20 protein-coding genes are annotated in these 18,625 nt (G+C 62.8%); 10 read left to right on the top strand and 10 right to left on the bottom strand.

Annotation, left to right across the window (positions count from 1 at the left end; translation table 11 throughout):
- The first annotated feature begins 167 nt into the window (after nt 1-167).
- From NKJ91_RS11715 to NKJ91_RS11725, 3 genes are all read left to right on the top strand, one after another.
- On the top strand, nt 168-536 hold the full coding sequence (locus NKJ91_RS11715) for an Hpt domain-containing protein (RefSeq protein ID WP_292660938.1): 369 nt from the start codon (nt 168-170) through the stop codon (nt 534-536).
- 97 nt (nt 537-633) lie between these two features.
- Entirely contained in the window at nt 634-954 is a 321-nt protein-coding gene (locus NKJ91_RS11720) for a 2Fe-2S iron-sulfur cluster-binding protein (protein ID WP_023674833.1), read from the top strand.
- An 82-nt stretch (nt 955-1,036) separates the two neighbouring features.
- A complete protein-coding gene (locus NKJ91_RS11725) occupies nt 1,037-2,065 on the top strand; it encodes an NAD(P)/FAD-dependent oxidoreductase (RefSeq protein WP_352455681.1) in 1,029 nt (342 codons plus the stop codon).
- A 26-nt stretch (nt 2,066-2,091) separates the two neighbouring features.
- Here NKJ91_RS11725 and NKJ91_RS11730 read toward each other — a convergent pair whose 3' ends face one another.
- On the bottom strand, nt 2,092-3,573 hold the full coding sequence (locus NKJ91_RS11730) for an MDR family MFS transporter (RefSeq protein WP_352455682.1): 1,482 nt from the start codon (nt 3,571-3,573) through the stop codon (nt 2,092-2,094).
- Nucleotides 3,574-3,774: 201 nt separating this feature from the next.
- Complete coding sequence (locus NKJ91_RS11735; RefSeq protein WP_023674836.1) at nt 3,775-4,392, bottom strand: DUF922 domain-containing Zn-dependent protease; 618 nt, start codon at nt 4,390-4,392, stop codon at nt 3,775-3,777.
- A gap of 96 nt (nt 4,393-4,488) precedes the next feature.
- On the opposite strand from NKJ91_RS11735, the gene folP reads away from it, so the two are divergent.
- The 3 genes from folP to folK are packed head-to-tail and all read left to right on the top strand — an operon-like array spanning nt 4,489 to nt 6,205.
- The gene (gene folP, locus NKJ91_RS11740; protein WP_352455683.1) at nt 4,489-5,334 is read left to right on the top strand and encodes a dihydropteroate synthase; all 846 of its coding nucleotides are present in this window, start codon (nt 4,489-4,491) and stop codon (nt 5,332-5,334) included.
- Nucleotides 5,335-5,337: 3 nt separating this feature from the next.
- Nucleotides 5,338-5,697, top strand: coding sequence for a dihydroneopterin aldolase (gene folB / locus NKJ91_RS11745; protein WP_023674838.1), 360 nt, complete (start codon nt 5,338-5,340; stop codon nt 5,695-5,697).
- Nucleotides 5,681-6,205, top strand: a complete 525-nt coding sequence (gene folK / locus NKJ91_RS11750) for a 2-amino-4-hydroxy-6-hydroxymethyldihydropteridine diphosphokinase (protein WP_352455684.1) — start codon at nt 5,681-5,683, stop codon at nt 6,203-6,205. The genes folB and folK overlap by 17 nt, the downstream gene beginning before the upstream one ends.
- A gap of 24 nt (nt 6,206-6,229) precedes the next feature.
- Here the strand turns inward: folK and NKJ91_RS11755 are convergent, their stop codons facing one another.
- Entirely contained in the window at nt 6,230-6,781 is a 552-nt protein-coding gene (locus NKJ91_RS11755; protein ID WP_502894566.1) for a DUF924 family protein, read from the bottom strand.
- A gap of 17 nt (nt 6,782-6,798) precedes the next feature.
- Nucleotides 6,799-8,634, bottom strand: a complete 1,836-nt coding sequence (locus NKJ91_RS11760) for a monovalent cation:proton antiporter-2 (CPA2) family protein (RefSeq protein WP_352455685.1) — start codon at nt 8,632-8,634, stop codon at nt 6,799-6,801.
- A gap of 228 nt (nt 8,635-8,862) precedes the next feature.
- On the opposite strand from NKJ91_RS11760, the gene NKJ91_RS11765 reads away from it, so the two are divergent.
- Nucleotides 8,863-9,129: a hypothetical protein gene (locus NKJ91_RS11765; protein ID WP_352455686.1), complete on the top strand. Its 267-nt coding sequence runs from the start codon at nt 8,863-8,865 to the stop codon at nt 9,127-9,129.
- A 64-nt stretch (nt 9,130-9,193) separates the two neighbouring features.
- On the opposite strand, the gene NKJ91_RS11770 is transcribed toward NKJ91_RS11765, so the two are convergent.
- The 4 genes from NKJ91_RS11770 to NKJ91_RS11785 form a co-directional block, all read right to left on the bottom strand.
- The gene (locus NKJ91_RS11770; protein ID WP_023674843.1) at nt 9,194-9,748 is read right to left on the bottom strand and encodes a hypothetical protein; all 555 of its coding nucleotides are present in this window, start codon (nt 9,746-9,748) and stop codon (nt 9,194-9,196) included.
- A gap of 87 nt (nt 9,749-9,835) precedes the next feature.
- Nucleotides 9,836-10,930, bottom strand: a complete 1,095-nt coding sequence (locus tag NKJ91_RS11775) for a YcjF family protein (RefSeq protein ID WP_352455687.1) — start codon at nt 10,928-10,930, stop codon at nt 9,836-9,838.
- The gene (locus NKJ91_RS11780; protein WP_352455688.1) at nt 10,927-12,405 is read right to left on the bottom strand and encodes a YcjX family GTP-binding protein; all 1,479 of its coding nucleotides are present in this window, start codon (nt 12,403-12,405) and stop codon (nt 10,927-10,929) included. Before NKJ91_RS11780 ends, NKJ91_RS11775 begins: the two co-directional genes overlap by 4 nt.
- Before the next feature lie 62 nt (nt 12,406-12,467).
- Nucleotides 12,468-12,971: a SixA phosphatase family protein gene (locus tag NKJ91_RS11785; RefSeq protein ID WP_352455689.1), complete on the bottom strand. Its 504-nt coding sequence runs from the start codon at nt 12,969-12,971 to the stop codon at nt 12,468-12,470.
- Nucleotides 12,972-13,231: 260 nt separating this feature from the next.
- On the opposite strand from NKJ91_RS11785, the gene dksA reads away from it, so the two are divergent.
- Nucleotides 13,232-13,648: an RNA polymerase-binding protein DksA gene (dksA, locus tag NKJ91_RS11790; RefSeq protein WP_023674847.1), complete on the top strand. Its 417-nt coding sequence runs from the start codon at nt 13,232-13,234 to the stop codon at nt 13,646-13,648.
- A gap of 83 nt (nt 13,649-13,731) precedes the next feature.
- On the opposite strand, the gene NKJ91_RS11795 is transcribed toward dksA, so the two are convergent.
- The gene (locus NKJ91_RS11795) at nt 13,732-14,484 is read right to left on the bottom strand and encodes a hypothetical protein (protein ID WP_352455690.1); all 753 of its coding nucleotides are present in this window, start codon (nt 14,482-14,484) and stop codon (nt 13,732-13,734) included.
- Nucleotides 14,485-14,687: 203 nt separating this feature from the next.
- Here NKJ91_RS11795 and cckA point away from each other — a divergent pair, with 203 nt between their 5' ends.
- Both cckA and NKJ91_RS11805 read left to right on the top strand, forming a co-directional pair.
- On the top strand, nt 14,688-17,261 hold the full coding sequence (gene cckA, locus NKJ91_RS11800) for a cell cycle histidine kinase CckA (protein ID WP_352455691.1): 2,574 nt from the start codon (nt 14,688-14,690) through the stop codon (nt 17,259-17,261).
- An 83-nt stretch (nt 17,262-17,344) separates the two neighbouring features.
- Entirely contained in the window at nt 17,345-18,055 is a 711-nt protein-coding gene (locus tag NKJ91_RS11805; protein WP_352455692.1) for a purine-nucleoside phosphorylase, read from the top strand.
- A 45-nt stretch (nt 18,056-18,100) separates the two neighbouring features.
- Here NKJ91_RS11805 and NKJ91_RS11810 read toward each other — a convergent pair whose 3' ends face one another.
- Nucleotides 18,101-18,496 (bottom strand): hypothetical protein, encoded by a 396-nt coding sequence (locus NKJ91_RS11810; protein ID WP_352455693.1) that lies wholly within the window; start codon nt 18,494-18,496, stop codon nt 18,101-18,103.
- Nucleotides 18,497-18,625: the final 129 nt, after the last annotated feature.

Here is an 18,625-nt window from a genome sequence, read left to right on the forward strand (position 1 = left end):
GTAAAGAAAACATGCATTCCGCCCGATACGTAAAACTTTAAATATAAGGTTAACACAGCCGTGATTCCGGCGCCGTTATCGCGACATTTTTCCGGGCCAATCATTAACCCGTTGTCCACCGGATACGCCTAGTTTTTGCGGCGGTCGAAGAACGGAGTCTCAAAGTGATACGTGGCGAAAACGGCATTGCCTTCTCGATGCCCGGCGGCGACGTGTCGGGGACAGCCGGGGCGCGGCCGATCGACCTGGCGCATCTTGCGCGCCAGACGATGGGCGATCGGAGCCTCGAGCAGGAGGTGCTGGCTCTGTTCGTGCAGCAGGCGCTTTCGGTGCGCGACAAGATCGTCGATGCGGATGTCAGGCAGCGGCTGCTATTGGCACACGGGCTCAAAGGCTCGGCGCGCGGGGTCGGCGCCTTCGCCATTGCCGATTGCGCCAGCGCGATCGAATGCCGGCCCGAAGACGCCAGCACGCTGAAGCGGCTTGGCTCGCTGATCGAAGAAGTTCGCGACTTCGTCGCCGCCATCAGCCGATAGCGCTTATTCCCAAAACGCCACACAGCGGCGCTTTGGCGCCGCAGTTGACTTGTCCGGCAGAGTGATTATGTCGGCTCAGACTCCCTTCAGGTGACAAATGACCAAGCTGACCTTCATCGCCCATGACGGCACGCATTTTGACGTGGATGCCGAAAACGGCTCGACCGTCATGGAAAATGCGATCCGCAATGCGGTGCCGGGAATAGAAGCGGAATGCGGCGGCGCCTGCGCCTGCGCGACCTGCCATGTTTATGTCGACGAAGCCTGGACGGCGGAGGTCGGCGAGCCGGAAGCCATGGAAGAGGACATGCTGGATTTCGCCTACGAGGTCCAGCCGAACTCGCGGCTGTCATGCCAGATCAAGGTGCGCGACGCTCTCGACGGGCTGGTCGTGCGCGTGCCGGCCCGCCAGGGCTGAAGCCGATTTTTGCGGCTGCCGCTTGGCAGCGGACCAATGGTCATGCAGTGTCGCGCCGTTTTCCCATAAAGGCGCATGCTTCATGACCGCTATCACCAAGACGGACGTACTCATTGTCGGGGCAGGGCCTGTCGGCCTGTTTGCCGTATTCGAGCTCGGCCTCTTCGACATGAAGTGCCATCTGATCGACATACTCGACCGGCCCGGCGGGCAATGCGCCGAACTCTACCCGGAAAAGCCGATCTACGACATTCCGGGCTGGCCCTCGATCTCGGCGCAAGGCCTGGTCGACAAGCTGCTTGAGCAGATCGCGCCGTTCAAGCCCGAATTCACCTATAGCCGCATGGTTTCGAGCCTGGAAAGGCTGGACGACGGCAGCTTCCGCGTCATTACCGACGAAAACGAGGTGTTCGAAGCCAAAATTGTGGTGATTGCCGCCGGCGGCGGTTCGTTCCAGCCGAAGCGGCCGCCGATTCCAGGCATCGAACCCTATGAAGGCAAGAGCGTGTTCTACTCGGTGCGCCGGATGGAGGACTTTCGCGGCCATGACCTCGTCATCGTCGGCGGCGGCGATTCGGCGCTCGATTGGACGCTGAACCTGCAGCCGGTCGCCAAGAGCGTGACGCTGGTGCACCGGCGGCCCGAATTCCGCGCAGCGCCCGACAGCGTCAACAAGATGTACGCCATGCAGGAGATGAAGCAGCTGGAATTCCAGGTTGGACAGGTGACTGGCCTGACCGGCAGCGACGGCCAGCTAGTCTCGGCCACGATCAAGGGGCCGGAGGGCGATGTCGAAGTGCCGTGCACGCGGATGCTGCCGTTCTTCGGCCTGACGATGAAGCTCGGCCCAATCGCCGAATGGGGGCTCAACCTCCACGAGAACCTGATCCCGGTCGACACCGAAAAATTCCAGACGTCGGTTCCCGGCATCTTCGCCGTCGGCGACATCAACTGGTACCCCGGCAAGCTGAAGCTGATCCTGTCGGGCTTCCATGAGGTCGCTCTAATGGCGCAGGCAGCCAAGCGCATCATCAGCCCCGGCGAGCGCATCGTATTCCAGTATACGACCTCGTCGACCAGCCTGCACAAGAAGCTCGGCGTGGTCGACTGAAGCTCGCCGGATTTCGCCGGACAGGTCTATTCGGCCAGGGTTGGGGCCACAGCCTCGGCATGGCCGCGAAGCGTTTTCTCCGGCATCAGCCAGAGCGTGATGAGCGACAACAGCAAGATCGCGGCCGCGGCAAGAAAGATCATCACGAACGGCATGGCCGAGGCGATATGGCCGGCCGGCTGCGTGCCTTCGCTGGCCAGCGGCAGCCCGTAACCAAGGGCGACGGCACCGAGCATAGCGACGCCAAGCGCGCTGCCCAGCGAGCGCAGGAAGGTGAGAACGCCGGTCGCCACGCCAAGGTGCATACGATCGACGGCGTTCTGGACCGAGACGGTGGCAACCGGAAAGGTCGTGCCTGTGCCCAGGCCTACGCAGGTCGTCAACACCTCGACGAGCAACAGTGAGGCATGCCCGGCGACCAGGCTGAGCACGCCGAGGCACAGGATCGAGAAAACAGTTCCGATCATGGCAATGCGCTTATAGTGGAAAAAGCGCGGGATCATTCGCGCGCTGAATGTCGCACCGGCCACCGTGCCGAGCATCAGCCCAAGCAACGCGGTGCCCGATTGACTGACCGACAGGCCGACGACCGATTGCAGGTAGACCGGCAGATAGACTGACAAGCCGACATTGGCGGCCTGCAGCAGGAACATCGACAATGTGCCGGCGAGAACGATCGGATTGCCGAGCACTTCGAGCGAGATCAGCGGTTCGGCCGCGCGCATGAGCCGCAGCGCGAACGCGCTCCAGAACACCGCCGAGCAGGCGAGCAGTCCAAGGATTTCAGGCGACAGCCACGGATACTCGCTGCCGCCCCAGTTCAAGGCAAGCAGCAGCAGCGAGGTGGCCGCGACCAGAAGCAGCGCGCCGAGGCCGTCGATGCGGTGATGTTTTGCGGCGATCGGCAGCTTCTTGAGCGGGTTGTTGATGATCGCCATGGCCAGCAGGCCGAGCGGAATGTTGATCCAGAAGATCAGCGACCAATGCAGATGTTCGGCGAAGGTGCCGCCGAGCAGCGGCCCGGCGATGCTGGCGACGGCCCATGTGCCCGAGATCCAGGCGGCGTATCGGGCCCGCTCGCGCGGCGGCACGAGGTCGCCGATCACGGTCTGCGTCAGGGCGAACAGGCCGCCGCCGCCGGCGCCCTGGATCGCCCGGCCGACAACCAGGACCAGCATGTTAGGGGCCGTGGCGCTGACCAGCGAGCCGGCGAGAAAGATCAGGATTGCAGCATAGACGGTCGGCCGGCGACCATAAATATCGGAGATCTTGCCGTAGAGCGGCGCCACGGCGGTCGCGGTCAGAAGATAGCCGGTCACGATCCATGGCAGATATTCGGCATGCCCGAGCAGACGTGCCATTGTCGGCATCGCCGGCGCGACGATGGTCTGGTCGAGCGCCGCCAGCAGCATCGACAAAAGCACGCCGCCGATGATGGCGTTTTTCTCGGTTTCGGTCAGCGGCGCGCTGGTTTCCACCATCGTTTGCTTGTCGACAGCCTGGTCCATATCCGTTCATCCATTATGCCTGCGTGCACGTCCGCGACGGGCTGGGAAGCATCTAGTACGCCGATTGGCGTTTGCCGGAGGCTGATCCCTGCGAACCTGGCATATGTCGTTCGCTATAGGCCGATTTCGATAGCGGCTCGAAAGTTTTCCGAAGCTGGCACTATGTTTCGGCAAAATTGGCTTTGTCCGATGACGCGGAGTTCAGCCGGGAGCGAGTCGGCCGTTCTCAATGCGCTCGATGCGATAGTGCAAAAGCCGCAGGATGCGGCTTTGGAAATTGGCGCTTTCGACACGATCGAAGCGCATCTGGTCCTGGTCGTGTTTGGCAAGCATGGCCGCAGTGATTTTTGCGGCCTTGGCCTTTGCCAGTTCGCAGGTCTTTTCCGGGTAGCTCGCCTTCAAGGCGTCTTCTAGTTCGCGGCCGTGGTTCTTGGCAATCTCGACGTGGCGTTCCTCATGGCGCTTGATGTCGGCGGACAACGTATCCCAGAACAGCCTGACGCCGGCATCGGCTTTGCGCGGGCGGCGCCACTCAGGAAGGATGACCTTGACCTTGACGGTGACGACAGCGTCGGCAATCCAGCACGAGCCCGGCTTTTGCGCATAGCTGACGCGGGTGGTGAACGCCATCTGGGTAGCGCCTGGATGCCGCGACCCGGTGCTTTTCACCTGAGGCCCGAGTTTCGACAGCTGGGTCTCGATGTCGTCGAGCGTCCTGCCGCCGATCGGGAAATAACTATATGTCTTGACGAGAGTTGCAGCGCCGGCCGGGAATGCGGTCAGGGCGAGCATCAGGGCGCAAAGGAGGGATCGTTTCATCGTGTTGCCTCTTTGCCCACCTTGCTTTACCGCCGTCTCCGGCGCAACGGAATTGATCCCTGGCCACGCCGCGGGATCGAACATGGTTGATGGGCAATGATGACAGGGCGATGGCAGTTGGCGCACGGACGCCATCTCGACATTGGCGGCAAGGCCGTGGTCGTCGGCATCCTCAACATCACGCCGGACAGTTTTTCCGACGGCGGCCTGTTCGATGCGCCGGAAAAAGCAGTGGCCCAGGCGCGCCGCATGGTCGAGGAGGGGGCCTCCGTCATCGACATCGGCGGAGAATCGACACGTCCCGGGGCGTCTGCGGTCTCCGCAAAGGAAGAGCAGGCTCGCATATTGCCGGTCATCGAGGCGCTCGCGACGTCTGGCGGAACGCTGATCTCGGTCGATACCTATCGCGAGGATACGGCCCGGCTTGCCGTCCAAGCCGGCGCGCATATCGTCAATGACGTCCGGGGCCTACAGCGCGAACCGGGCATTGCCCGCGTCGCGGCCGAAACCGGCGCTGGCCTTGTCGTCATGCACACTGGACGGGACCGGCAGAAACTGCCCGACGTGATTGCCGATCAGCTCTTCTTCCTCAGGAAGTCGCTGGAAATCGCGCGGCGGAGCGGTGTTGCCGACGACCATATCGTGCTCGATCCGGGCTTCGGCTTTGCCAAGGAGACGGCAGCGGAAAATCTTGACCTGATGGCACGGTTTTCCGAGCTTCATGCGCTGGGTTTTCCACTGATGGCCGGCACATCGCGAAAGCGCTTTATCGGCACCGTCACCGGCCGCGACGCAGCCGCAAGAGGCGCCGGGACCGCGGCCACCAGCGTTATCCTGAGGCTCAAAGGCGCGCATCTCTTTCGCGTCCACGATGTCGCAATCAACGTGGATGCGCTGGCCATCGCCGATGCTATGCTGGCACGTGAGATCGGGGAAAGCTGAGCCATGTATGTCATCCGCATGAAGAACTGCGCCTTCTTTGCCCGGCACGGTGTGCTGGACGAAGAAGAGACGCTCGGCCAGCGCTTTTATGTCGATGCGGCACTCACGGTGGATCCCGGGCGGGCGCTGGTCGAGGATTCCATCGAGGACACCGTCAATTACGGCATCGCCTTTGCGGTCATCGAGAAGATCATTACCGGCGAACGGCGCTTTCTGATCGAAGCGCTGGCGCTCGAAGTGGCGAGGGCGCTGACGGCGCGGTTTCCGCAGATCAAAAAGGCCGAGATCACCGTGCGCAAGCCGAACGCCCCGGTGCCGGGTGTGCTCGATCATGTCGAGGTGACCGTTGTCTGGCCAGAATAGTAACAACAACAACACCGTCTATCTCAGCCTTGGCGGCAATCTCGGTGATCCGGCGAAGTCGATGGCTGCGGCACTGGGCATTCTGGATGCCAACGAGAGAACGCGCGTCGTTGCCGTTTCGTCGCTCTACCGCACGCCGCCCTGGGGCAAGCTCGATCAGCCGGATTTCCTCAACGCGGCGGCCGAAATCTCGACCGCGCTCGCGCCACGGGCTTTGCTCGACCTTTGCCTCGACGCCGAGCGAAAACTGAAGCGGGTGCGCGAGGAGCGCTGGGGTCCACGCCTGATCGATATCGACATTCTGGTGTTCGGCGACCGCATCATCCACGAGACCGGACTGGAGGTGCCGCATCCGCGCATGCTGGAGCGCGCCTTCGTGCTGGCGCCGCTGGCAGAAATTGCGCCGGAGCTTGTGGTCGACGGCAAGAGCGTATCGGAACGGCTGGCCGCCGTCGACACATCGGGCATTGAACGGCTGCCGTCAGGCCGGGATTGGTGGAAAACCTGACGCTGCCGCCATCGGTGCCTGAAATCAGCCGGAGAACCCACCTCCGTCGAGGAACATTTGTTCGTCCGGTGTCGTCTCGCGGCCAAGCATCCTGTTTCGATGCGGAAAGCGGCCGAAGCGCTGGATGATGTCGCGATGCTCGATCGCATATTTCAGATAGATCGGGGCTTTGGCGGCGGTAAGCTCTGCCGATTTGAGCTGATCGGCGAGGTCCTCCGAATGCTCATAGGGCAGATAGAGAAAAACGCGGAGCTCTTCGTCGAGTGCCAGGTCATGGCCGGCAGCGATCGCTTTCCCGGCGAAATGCCGCGCCAGCGGGTCCGTGGCGTACATGTGGCCGGTGGCGCGAAAGCAGTTTCGCGGAAACTGGTCGAGCAGGATCATCAGTGCCAGCGACCCTTCGGCGTGTTCGGACCAGCCGTCGCATTCGCGGCGGGCGGCGGCAAAGTGCAGATCGAGAAACCGGGTGCGGAAGTCGGCATCAAAGGCGTCGTTCTTCTCGAACCACGCGTCCTCCCCGGCGTCGCGCCAGAATCTGGTGATGGAGACAGCGCGCTCGTCCAGTTCGTTCATCATTCGCGTCTTTCCAACGTTTAATCGGCCGGTTCGGATTTCTGCAGCACGCCGGCGGTCTCCTCGTTGAGCGCCTGGCCCACGCGCCGTGGCGTGCTGAGCGGCGTCGGGATGGGGGTGCCGATATTGCCTTTGAGGAAGCGCCGCCCGGCGCGGATGCCTTCTGCCTGTTGAAGTTCGAAACGGGCAGCATCGCGGCGGCGGACGTCCTCGACTACCTCGGCGACCTCTTCCGGATCGACGCCGAGAGCTTCCAGTGTCGAGCCGCCGAAGACAAGCGCCGATTCGAACGTCTCGCGGAGCTGATAGTCGACGCCGGCACGAATGAGCTGCAACGCCGTGCCGCGGTCGAAAGCCCGCGCCAGCACCGTCAGCAACGGAAACTCCGCCTTGATGAGCTCGGCGATGCGCACGGCGGCATCGGGCTTGTCAACGCAGATCAGCACGGCGCGTGCGCGCCCGGCTCCCGCGGCACGCAGGATGTCCAGCCGCGTGCCGTCGCCGTAATAGACCTTGAAGCCGAAATCGGCCGCTGCCTGGATCATCTCGACCTCATTGTCGATGATCGAGACGTCGATGCCGCGCAACAAAAGCGGCTGGCTGGCGATCTGGCCGAACCGGCCAAAGCCGATGATCAGCACGCTGCCGGTCAGGCCGTCGGCGACATCGACGCCTTCAAGCGACTGCTCGTCGCGTGGCGTCAGATACCGCAATGCTATGATCGCTAAGGGCGTCAGCACCATGGAAATGATGACGATGGCGGTCAGCATCGCATTGGCCTGGCTATCGATGATACCGACAGCCGCCGCTGCGGAATAGAGGACGAAGGCGAATTCGCCGCCTTGCGCCATGAAGACCGCGCGCTCGAGCGCTTCCCGGTGGCCGGTTTTGAGAATGCGGGCGACGATATAGATGCCGATCGCCTTCATCATCATGTAGGCGACGACATAGATGGCAATGAGCTGCCAGTTGACGACGATCACATGCAGGTCGAGCGACATGCCGACGGCGAGGAAGAACAGCCCGAGCAGAATGCCGCGGAACGGTTCGATGTCGGCCTCCAGCTGATGGCGGAAGGTCGATTCCGACAAAAGCACGCCGGCCAGGAAGGCGCCCATGGCCATCGACAGGCCGGAAAGCTGCATGGCGAGCGCCGACCCGAGCACGACCAGAAGGGCGGCTGCGGTCATCACCTCACGGGCGCGCGCATCCGCCAGGATACGGAAGAACGGATTGAGCAGATAGCGTCCTGCAAGCACCAGCCCGACGATCGCGGCAAGGCCGATGCCGACCTCCGTCAACCGATCCGACAGGCTCATATCGGCGCCGCCCGGCGCGAGGAAGGCGATCAGCGCCAGCAATGGCACGATGGCCAGGTCTTCCAAAAGCAGGACCGAGACGATGCGCTGGCCCTTGGGCGTGGCCAGTTCGCCGCGTTCTTCCAGCAATTGCATGACGATTGCCGTCGAGGTGAGTACGAAACCGGCGCCGGCGACGAAGGATTGCGCGATCGGGAAACCTCCCGCAAGGCCGACGCCGGTCAGCAGGACCGCGCAGACGCCGACCTGCAGCGCGCCAAGCCCGAAAATCTCGCGACGCAGGCCCCATAGCCGTGACGGCTGCATCTCCAGCCCGATGATGAACAGGAACATAACGACGCCGAGTTCGGCGACATGAAGAATGGCTTCCGATTCGGAAAAAATGCGCAGCCCGAATGGGCCGATCACGACGCCGGCCGCCAAATAGCCGAGGATGGAGCCAAGTCCCAAACGCCTGAAGATCGGCACCGCAACGACGCCGGCGGCAAGCAGCGCCACCACCTGGATCAGATCGCCGTTCGATGCCTCTGCCGCCATGCCTGCCGTTCCGCTCTCTTGCAACAAGCGGCCAAGATAGGGGCTACGGGGCGGATCGAACAGTGCGAATCCGGCGCGTTGTGAAGGCGATATTGCAGGCGCACTGAACAGGATAATGGGCTCCCAGGCGTTGCTTGTTCCAGCAATCCGGCGCTAAGGACGCCCGGCTTCGGCCAGTGAAGGGCGAGCGACGATCAAGTCGCGACCTTTTTTGAGGAGATGACTGACATGAGGAAGTTCTTGCTGCTTGCCGTTGGCATCGCGGCACTTGCCGGTTCTGCCTGTTCGAAGGCGCCGGAGTGCACGACCGAGATGCTGACCAAGAAGGCCCAGGACATGACTGCGGCACTTCAGGCTGCGATTACCAAGGATCCGGCCAAGGCAGCCGACCTCGGGGCCAAGGTCCAGGCGGTCACAACCAAATATCAGGGCGGCACGACAGCGGCTGAGGCCTGCAAGGCCTATGACGAGGTGATTGCCGCGATCAAGGGCTGAGCACTTATTTGCAAATCAAAAGAGGGCGGCGCCGTTTGGTTGCCGCCTTTTCTCACGCTGAAAGTCAGTTCGGCGTTATGGAGCCGACCTCGACTGCATCGATCCGCTTCAGCTTCATGCCGATGACCGGGACCAGCTGCTGGTCGACGCGCACGGCAACGGTCACCGTCATTGAATTGTCGTCGGGGACAAGCGCCTGCATAACGCCGCGCAACTGATTGCGATTGATGGTGAAAACCACCTTGTGCGCATCGACGACATTGCCGCCGATAATGTCGAGGCCGGAGCCGGCGGCCCCGCCCATAAAGCTGCCCTTGTAGCCCTGCCGGCCCTTGTGTTCGATCGTTGCCGACATCTGCTGGGTGAACATGCCTACCCGGCAGCCGCCGTCGAGCGACATGCCGACCTTGCCGTCAGGCGTCGAGCCGATGAAGCTGCAGGTGAATTTCGTGCCCTTGTATTTGCCGGCAACGATTTCCCCGGGGCCGACCCATTTGCCTTCGACCGATCGAAAGAACTGCTTGTCCGGTTCCGCCGCCGAGGTCTTTCCGGCAATGCCGACGGTTGCGACAAGCGCGAGCGCCACGGGCAGCCCGCTGGACAGAATAACGCTTTTCATCGACGACACCCGGCAACAAAGAGACTGGTTTGGACGCTTCCGACCATGGACAAGATTGGTTAATGCTTTGTCACCCCAAGGCAATAGTCACGTTCCGGAAGCGGATGTTTCTTTTTCTTTCTTTGCTGCAAAGGAGGTCAGCGCGGAGAGGAAATCGCCCAATCCGGGCCGCCTGACCGCGTAAAAGGGCAGGGGCCTTGCGGTTTCCATCGCTGCAATGCCGATGCGCGCAGTCATCATGCCGTTGACGACGCCTTCGCCGAGCTTGGCCGAGAGCCGGGCGGCAAGGCCGTGGCCGACGATCTGCTGGACGAAACTGTCGCCGACGGCGATCGACCCGGTGACCGCGAGATGGGCCAGAACGCTGCGCGCCAGGCGAAAAAAGCCAAGCGTGCCGGGGCGGCCGCCATAAAGCTCCGACAGCCGGCGAATCAACCGGCCGGCTTCGAACACGACATAAGCGACGTCGACCAGCGCGCGGGGGCTGACCGCGGTCACCAGGGAGACGCGCTTCGCCGCTTCGAGGATCATCACCCTGGCGCGGGCATCGAGCGGGCCGAGTATCTCGGTCTCGGCCAGCCGCACCAGATTGCCGCCGTCAATGATCTCGCCGCGCAATTCGGCCAGCGAGCGCCTGCCGGCCGCGGTTTCAGGCTTGGCCGAGACAAAGACCGACAACTCGTCGACCACGGCGCGGGCGGCCTTCGGATCGTCACGGGCAATCGCATCGAGCGCCCGCTTCTGCAACTTTTCGACCTCGGCAAGGCGGGCAATCGCCATGAATTCGCGCACGAGGATGATCAGAAGCGCCAGGATGGCGATCGCGGCCATAGCGGCAGCCAGCCAGCCCAGCCACTCGGCGCGCTCGAACAGGTCGCGAATCAGCTGGTCGGTCCAGAGGCCGACGGCGAGCGAAACCAGAACGCCCAGCGCGCCGAAGAACAGGCTGCCAAGCGGCGAACGTTTTCGCGGCGCAATCGCCGGCGGCGGTTCGGCAGCGACGATATCAGGCTCGTCGAAGACGTCGATCTCCGCCGGTGTGACCACGGCAAGATCCGCCGTCACGGTACGTGGCTTTCGCGGCGGCGCGGCCTCGGACGCAGCATGGTGAGCCGTCGAATCTTCCTTTTGCTGGGGCTCCGGCTCTATGCGAAAGGCCGCCGGTCTGCGGGGCGCACTCATGCGAGATGATCTCCGATCAGGAACTGCAGCGCGCGGTCGAGCCTGATATGCGGCAGCGACAGCGTCACACCCTCGGCGGTGCGCTCGAGTTTCGGCGGGCGAAAGCGCACGAAGCGGATCGCGGGGTCGTCATTGTTTTGCGGGCGGGTCGATTCGGAAACGTCGAACACCGCATCAACTTTCTCCGGCAAGTCACCGGGAAATATGGCTGTTTCGGTCTTTCCGTCAAAGGTTTCGCCATCGATTTTTTCGCCGCGCAATGGCGTGCCGATAATGACCGGCAAAGTCTCGCGGCCCTGCTTGACCGTGCCTTCCCGGGTCGCGCGCATGGCAGCCATAGCGACGACGTCGACGTCGGCGCCGGTGAAATTCGCCCGCGCCACGGCTCGGTCGGCTAGCCGCCGCACGATCGCCTGCAGCCGGTCGTGGCTTTCGTGGTGCAGATGGTCGGCCTTGGTCGCGGCCACCAATATGCGGTCGATACGCCTCGAAAACACGTCGGTCAGGAAGTTGCCCCGGCCGGGCCGGAAACAGGACAGGATTTCGGTGACCGCGCGCTCCAGATCGGCCATCGCACCGGGGCCGGCATTCAATGCCTGCAATGCGTCGATGAGCACGATCTGGCGGTCGAGACGCGTGATGTGTTCGCGAAAGAACGGTTTGACGACATGCGTCTTGTAAGCCTCGTAGCGCCGCTCCATCATAGCCTGCAGCGATCCCGAGCGGGCGCGCCGGCCGCCCAGATTCGGCAGCGGCGCGAAGGTGAGAGCGGGCGAGCCTTCAAGATCGCCGGGCATCAGGAAGCGGCCGGGCGGCAAGGTCGAAAGCGCCCGTTCGTCGAGCTTGCAGGCCTTGAGATAGGCCGCGAAGCTCTCGGCGAGACGGCGCGCCGTCATCTCGTCGGCCTCGGCGCTGGGGTCGACCGCATCGGAGAGCGCCCGCCATTCCCGCGAAAGATCGACACGCACCGGCAACACGGCCATCTCGAAGGCCTCACGCGAAAAATCGGCGTAGGACTTGCCGAGCAGTGGCAGGTCGAGCAGCCATTCGCCGGGATAATCGACGATGTCGACCGACAATTTGCCGGCGGAAAACATGCGGCTCCAACCAGAGGCCGATTCGTATTCGATGGTGAGCCTCAGTTCGGAAATCGCACGCGTCGAATCCGGCCAGACGCGGTCGTCGACAAGAGCCGCGATGTGATCCTCGTACTGGAAGCGTGGTACGGCGTCGTCCGGCTGCTCTTCGAGAAAAGCGCGGGCGATGCGCCCCGATTTTTGTGCCTCAAACAGCGGCAAGCGTCCGCCATGGACCAGATTGTGCACAAGGGCCGAGATGAACACCGTCTTGCCGGCGCGGGACAGCCCGGTCACGCCAAGACGCAGTGACGGAGCGAAAAGCCCGGCAGCGCGGCCTGACAACGTATCCAAGGCAATCTTCGCCTCGTCGGTAAAAGTCGTCAGCGATGATGCCAAATCTGTTCTCGCGGGCCGGTCAGGATCCGATATAGGCTTTGATGGGCGGCTTTGAAATGGCCTCAGATATCGGCAGGCGTCAGGAAGGCTTCGAGATAGCCGGTGCCTGGCGCAGCCTCGGCAAGTCTGCCGTTGAACCGGACCACCGCAAGTGCGGAGGTCGGGAAGCCGTGGTTCAGCATGGCCCGCGCGGTCTCGTTGCCGTCGCCTGAGAGCGCCATGGCGAGATCCTCAATCATCGGATTGTGGCCGATGACGAGCAAGGCATCCAGCCCGCCATTCTGCCGGATGGCAGTGAGGTACGCGGCGGCATCGTCGCTGTAGAGGGTGTCACAGAACAGCACCCGGCCCGTGTCCGTCTGGCCAGCCAAGCTTTCCAGCGTCTGGCGGGCGCGCTTGGCGCTTGAGCAAAGGGTGAGGGCCGGTGCGTATTTGCGGGAACGCATCAGCACGCCCATCGCTTCGGCATCGGCGAAGCCGGATGGATCGAGCGGGCGATCGAAGTCAGCCACGCCAGGCAGCGCCCAGCCGGCCTTCGCATGCCTCAGCAGGTAAAGTCTGGTCACCGGATCCCCGTTGTGCCGGGCACCGAACCCGTCAGCACGCCGCAGGATTTGCCATCAGAAGAGCTCCGTGCGCAATGGCAAGCACCCCTCAAGCATAGCGAATCATGTACGGATTCGGTCGTATTCTTCGCAAAAAGGGCATCGCAGATGCTGGTTTGTCCGAGACTAACAATTGCGTGAAACTGTTGTCGATTGACCTTGTGCAGCTTTCGGTCCGCGAATATATAGGCGCCAAATTTGGGGTTTGTTGGGTGAGTCGAATGAACGACATCGTTACCGCCGATTACGTGCCCTCCGAAGACGAGCCGTTCATGAACGAGCGGCAGAAATCCTACTTTCGCATGAAGCTCGTCACCTGGAAGAACGACATCTTGCGCGAAGCGCGCGAAACTCTCGAAATCCTGCAGCAGGAAAACGCCAACCACCCCGACCTCGCCGATCGCGCCTCCTCCGAAACCGACCGCGCCATCGAACTTCGCGCCCGCGATCGCCAGCGAAAACTCATCTCCAAGATCGATTCGGCCCTCCAGCGCCTTGACGAAGGCACTTACGGTTATTGCGAGGAGACGGGCGAGCCGATCGCGCTGAAGCGGCTCGATGCGCGCCCGATCGCCACCTTGTCGATCGAGGCACAGGAGCGCCATGAGCGGCGCGAGAAGGTCTACCGCGACGACTGAGTCGCCGGGAAAAACAGCGGCATCGGTAAAGCGTTCAAAATGGCCGGTTTTCCGGCCATTTTCATTGGCCGTTCGCTATCGGCCTATCTTTTCTGATTGGACAACTCGCCGAGGAGCTTCGTCATCTCGTCGTCGAGAGAGGGCGATGCCTTCGCCACCGGCTTGCTCGGCGTTTGGCTGAAGCGTGGCTCGTCGAGGGAAACCTCCAGCTCCTTCATCAGAGCATCGTCAATCGACTCGTGCTGTGCCGGCGGCTCGTATCTTGCCGGGGAGTCCTGTCTTGCCGGCGGCTGCGCATGCCGCGAGGCATTGGCGTTGACGGATCCATAACTTGGCAACGGTGTGACGTTCGATGCCGGTTTCGGCGCCGGCGCCGGCATTGTTGCCGGCATCGTCGCCGTCTGGCGGGCTCGGACAGGGGGCGCGGTTACGCTAGCCGGCGGCGGTGGCGCTTGCCTCGCCGGCGCGGCTGTGATCGAAGCCGACCTTGCTGCCGGCTGGTGGCCGTTGTCTCCGGTCAATGCCGGGCGCCGCAACGCCGAGAGCCTGATGTCGCGCTCGACGACGACGTCGGTCGGACCACCGATCAAGAGCAGGTGCTCGATATCGTCACGGCGCACCAGCACCAGCCGCCGGTGACTGTCGACCGCTGTGGCATCCATGACAGCCAGCCGCGTCTTGCGGTTCCTGCCGCCGGCGACGAATGTCCCGAACGTCAGGCTGCGGACCAGCCTGATGATAAGAAGAATGATGAGCAGAAGGACAAGTACTGCAAACGTCCATAGGATTGCTGCGGCATAACCAGGACCCGCCACGCCATCCAGCCATTGCAGCATTGGTTCCCCCAAAATCAGCTTTCGAAGAGAGGCGACACTAGACTGTTGCGGCAGGCCACCGCAAGTTGCCTTTCACGCTTCGTGAACAGCTTGAAACGCCGGGAGCCGAACGGCGTCATTTTTAGCGGACATCTGCAGCCGGGCCTTTTCCCAACCCTGAGAATATGATTCAACCGACACCGGAATTCACGAGCAGGGGGCACATGGCCAAGGAAGCGCGCGGCGATTTCTATCCGGTACCTATCGTCCACCAGAACACGCGGCCGGGAGCGGTCACCCGGCTCATCGTCTTCATCGTCGTCCTGACTGGGGCAGCGATCGTCTTCGGCCTTTTCCGCGAGCGCCTTGGCGATCCATTCCTGCTCGGCATGCTTGGCGTGCTGGCGATGATCGGCGTCGGCTTTCTATTCGCCACTGCGATCGGCTTCGTGCACATCACGCCGCGCTCGACAAGCGACGAACTGTCGAAAGCTTTCGTCGATTCGATGTCGCAAGGTCTCCTGGTCACCGACACCAAAGGCCGTATCATCTACGCCAACCGGACCTACGCCGATATGACGGGTGCCGAGTCGGCCGCCGACCTCAAGACGGTCGAAGCTTTGCTTTCAGACGTTCCCGAGGCCTCGGTGACCATATACCGGCTGGCGTCAGGCCTGCGGGACGGCCAGCCGGGCGACGGCGAGTTTCGGCTCGCGCAGTCCATTCGGCCAGGCGCCGAACCGGGCGCGCGCTGGTACCGCGTTCGGGCCCGCGCCTTCAGCGTTCCCGGCCAGCGGCTGCCCATGCTTGCCTGGCAGCTTGCCGATATCTCGCAGGAACGGGCCGAGCAGGAGCGGTTCTTTCTCGACCTGCAAAAGGCGATCGATCACCTCGACCATGCGCCGGCCGGTTTCTTTTCGGCCGACCAGGAAGGCCGCGTCACCTATATCAACGCGACCCTTGCGGAGTGGCTGGGCATCGACCTGGCCAGCTTCACTCCCGGCGCCATCACGCTGCCGGAGATCGTCGCCGGCGACGGCATGGCGCTGGTCCGTTCGGTCAAGGCCGACGCTGGTACCACGCGCAATGCCGTTATCGACCTCGATCTGACGACGATGACTGGCGAGGCGCTGCCGGTGCGCTTCATGCATCGTGTCTCGGCCAGCCGAGAGGGGCTCAACGGCCCGACTCGCACCATCGTGCTCAACCGGACGCAAGGCGAGGACGCTTCGGCCGACCTCCGCGCATCGGAAATACGCTTCACGCGGTTCTTCAACTCGACGCCGATGGCGATAGCCGGCGTCGACCATGCCGGCCGCATCCTGCGCACCAATGCGCCGTTCCTGTCGCTGTTTTCCTCGGTCGTCGACCGCGACGCGGTCGATCGGCGTGTGCGGCTGGATACGGTGATCCACGAGCGCGACCGGCCGGCTTTCGCCGCGGCCTTTGAAAAGGCACGCCAGCAACAGGCTGACATCGAGCCGATCGATACGGTGCTGCCCGGCAATGAGGAGCGCCACATACGCTTCTACGTCAACGCGGTCGCAGACGGAACCGGTGGCGAGGGCGCCGAGGAATCGGCCATCGTCTATGCCGTGGAGACCACTGAGCAAAAGGCCCTCGAGGGCCAGATGGCGCAGAGCCAGAAGATGCAGGCGGTCGGCCAACTCGCCGGCGGCATCGCGCATGATTTCAACAATGTGCTGACCGCCATCATCATGGCCTCGGACCTGCTGTTGACCAACCACCGGCCGTCCGATCCGTCATTCCCGGACATCATGAACATCAAGCAGAATGCCAACCGGGCGGCCTCGCTGGTGCGGCAGTTGCTGGCCTTCTCGCGCAAGCAGACGCTGCGGCCGGAGGTGCTCAACCTGACCGACGTGCTCGCCGATCTCAGGATGCTGCTTGCCCGGCTGGTCGGCAACGACATCAAGCTCAAGATCGACCATGGCCGCGACCTGTGGCCGGTCAGGGTCGATATCGGGCAGTTCGAGCAAGTGGTGGTCAATCTGGCGGTCAATGCGCGCGATGCGATGCCGGCCGGCGGCGAGCTCACCGTACGCACCCGCAACGTCAGCGCCGGAGAGTGCAAGACCTTTTCCTACCGCGAACTTACTCCGGCCGACTATGTGCTGGTCGAGGTCGAGGACAGCGGCAGCGGCATCGCGCCTGATGTGCTGAAAAAGATCTTCGAGCCCTTCTTCACGACAAAGGAGGTTGGCAAGGGAACCGGACTCGGCCTGTCCATGGTCTATGGCATCATCAAGCAGACAGGCGGCTTCATCTTCTGCGATTCCGAAGTTGGCAAGGGATCCGTGTTCCGCATCTTCCTGCCGCGGCACATTGCGGAGGCAAGGAAGGCGGGCGAGGCTGGAGAAGTGCCGGCCGCCCCTGCCAAGATCGCCGACTCAGCCAAGGATCTGTCGGGCTCGGCCACGGTGCTGCTGGTCGAGGACGAGGACGCCGTGCGCATGGGCGGCATGCGGGCGCTGAAATCGCGCGGCTACACCGTCCACGAGGCGTCGTCGGGCGTCGAGGCGCTTGAGGTCTACGAAGCGCTCGGCGGCAAGGTCGACGTCGTGGTGTCGGACGTGGTGATGCCGGAAATGGATGGCCCGACGCTGCTTGGCGAATTGCGCAAACGGCAGCCCGACATCAAGTTTATCTTCGTGTCCGGCTATGCCGAAGACGCGTTCGCCAAGAACTTGCCGGCCGACGCGCATTTCGGCTTCTTGCCGAAGCCGTTTTCGCTCAAGCAATTGGCCACGATCGTAAAGGACATGCTGGAATCCTGACCCTTCCAACGCTCCGCTTGCGCAATGTCGTGAGACTGCCATGATTGCAGGCGAAACGGGCGACGGGTTTTGGAAAGCATGCCGTGACGCCACACAACGAGGCTAGCAAAGGCGACTACGCAAGCGCGGTGCTGCTGCCGGGCGACCCTCAGCGCGCTGAATGGATGGCGGAGACCTTTCTGGAAGCGCCGCGCTGCGTCAACCGCCGCCGCGGCGCGCTCGGCTTTACCGGGTTGTTTCGCGGCAAGCCTGTCAGCGTCCAGTCCACCGGCATCGGCGTCCCGTCATTCCTGGTCTACGTGCACGAGCTGCTGGATTTCTACGGTGCGAAAACGTTGATCCGCACCGGCACCTGCGGAGGCCTGACCGCTGAGGTGGTGCTGCGCAGCCTGGTGATCGCGCAATCGGTACGTGGCGAAAATGCGGAGAGCGGCCAGGTTTTTGGGCTCTATCGTGCCGATGCCGGCCCCGATCCGGCATTGTTGGCCCAGGCGTTGGCCCGGGCTGCGGAACTCGGCATCGACCATCGGGCCGGGCTGACCATCTGCAGCGATATTTTTTATCATCCGCTGGGGCGCGAACGCTTTGCCGAAGCACAGGCACAGGGGGCGCTCGCCGTGGATATGGAAACCAGCGCACTCTACCGCATTGCGGCCGATTTCGGCGCCCGGGCGCTGTCGATCCTGACCGTCGTCGACAATGTGGCAACCGGCGAGCAGACCGACTATTCCGAACGCCAGGGCCTTTTCACCGATATGACCCGGCTGGCGCTCGACATGGCGGCGGAGAGCTAGGCGGCTTCTACTTCGGAGTACGGAACCTCGCCAGGTTCCGTACTTTCAACGCTTCGTGCAGGTCGAGGCGGTAAAGGCGCCGTCTGGCTGCTTCATGATGATGTCGAAGGACGGGGTGGTTCCGCTTTCCAGCGTCGCCTGCGTAAGCGAGATCGAGTTGCCGCCACTGGTGTAGCCGCCCAGCGGACCCAGCCAGGTGATCACGCCGTCTGCATCCATCTGGTAATTGTAGCTTTGCGGCGCGATGCCGAAGCTCACCGGACCGCTATAGACGTTTCCCTTGATGGTGATGTCGCCGAGGCTGAGGAACATGCCAAGCAGATAGACTTCGCAATGATAGGAGCCGTCCGGCAGCTTGCCGTCGCTGAAGCCGGCGCGCGCTACGGTCGTCGCCGCCAACAGAAGAATGGCGGTGAAAATGCAAGAAGCTCTGAAGGCCATGGAGGTCCCCCGTTAAGGGTTCGAACTTGCCTCATTTCGCTCCGGCGCTGCAATCCTCGCCAGCGCTCATATGATGCTGCTCAAAATTCGGGCATTGGCCTGTATATGAGTAAAACTTAGGCTGATACG

This window comes from Mesorhizobium sp. M0040, assembly GCF_040323505.1.
Taxonomy (GTDB): Bacteria; Pseudomonadota; Alphaproteobacteria; order Rhizobiales; family Rhizobiaceae; genus Mesorhizobium.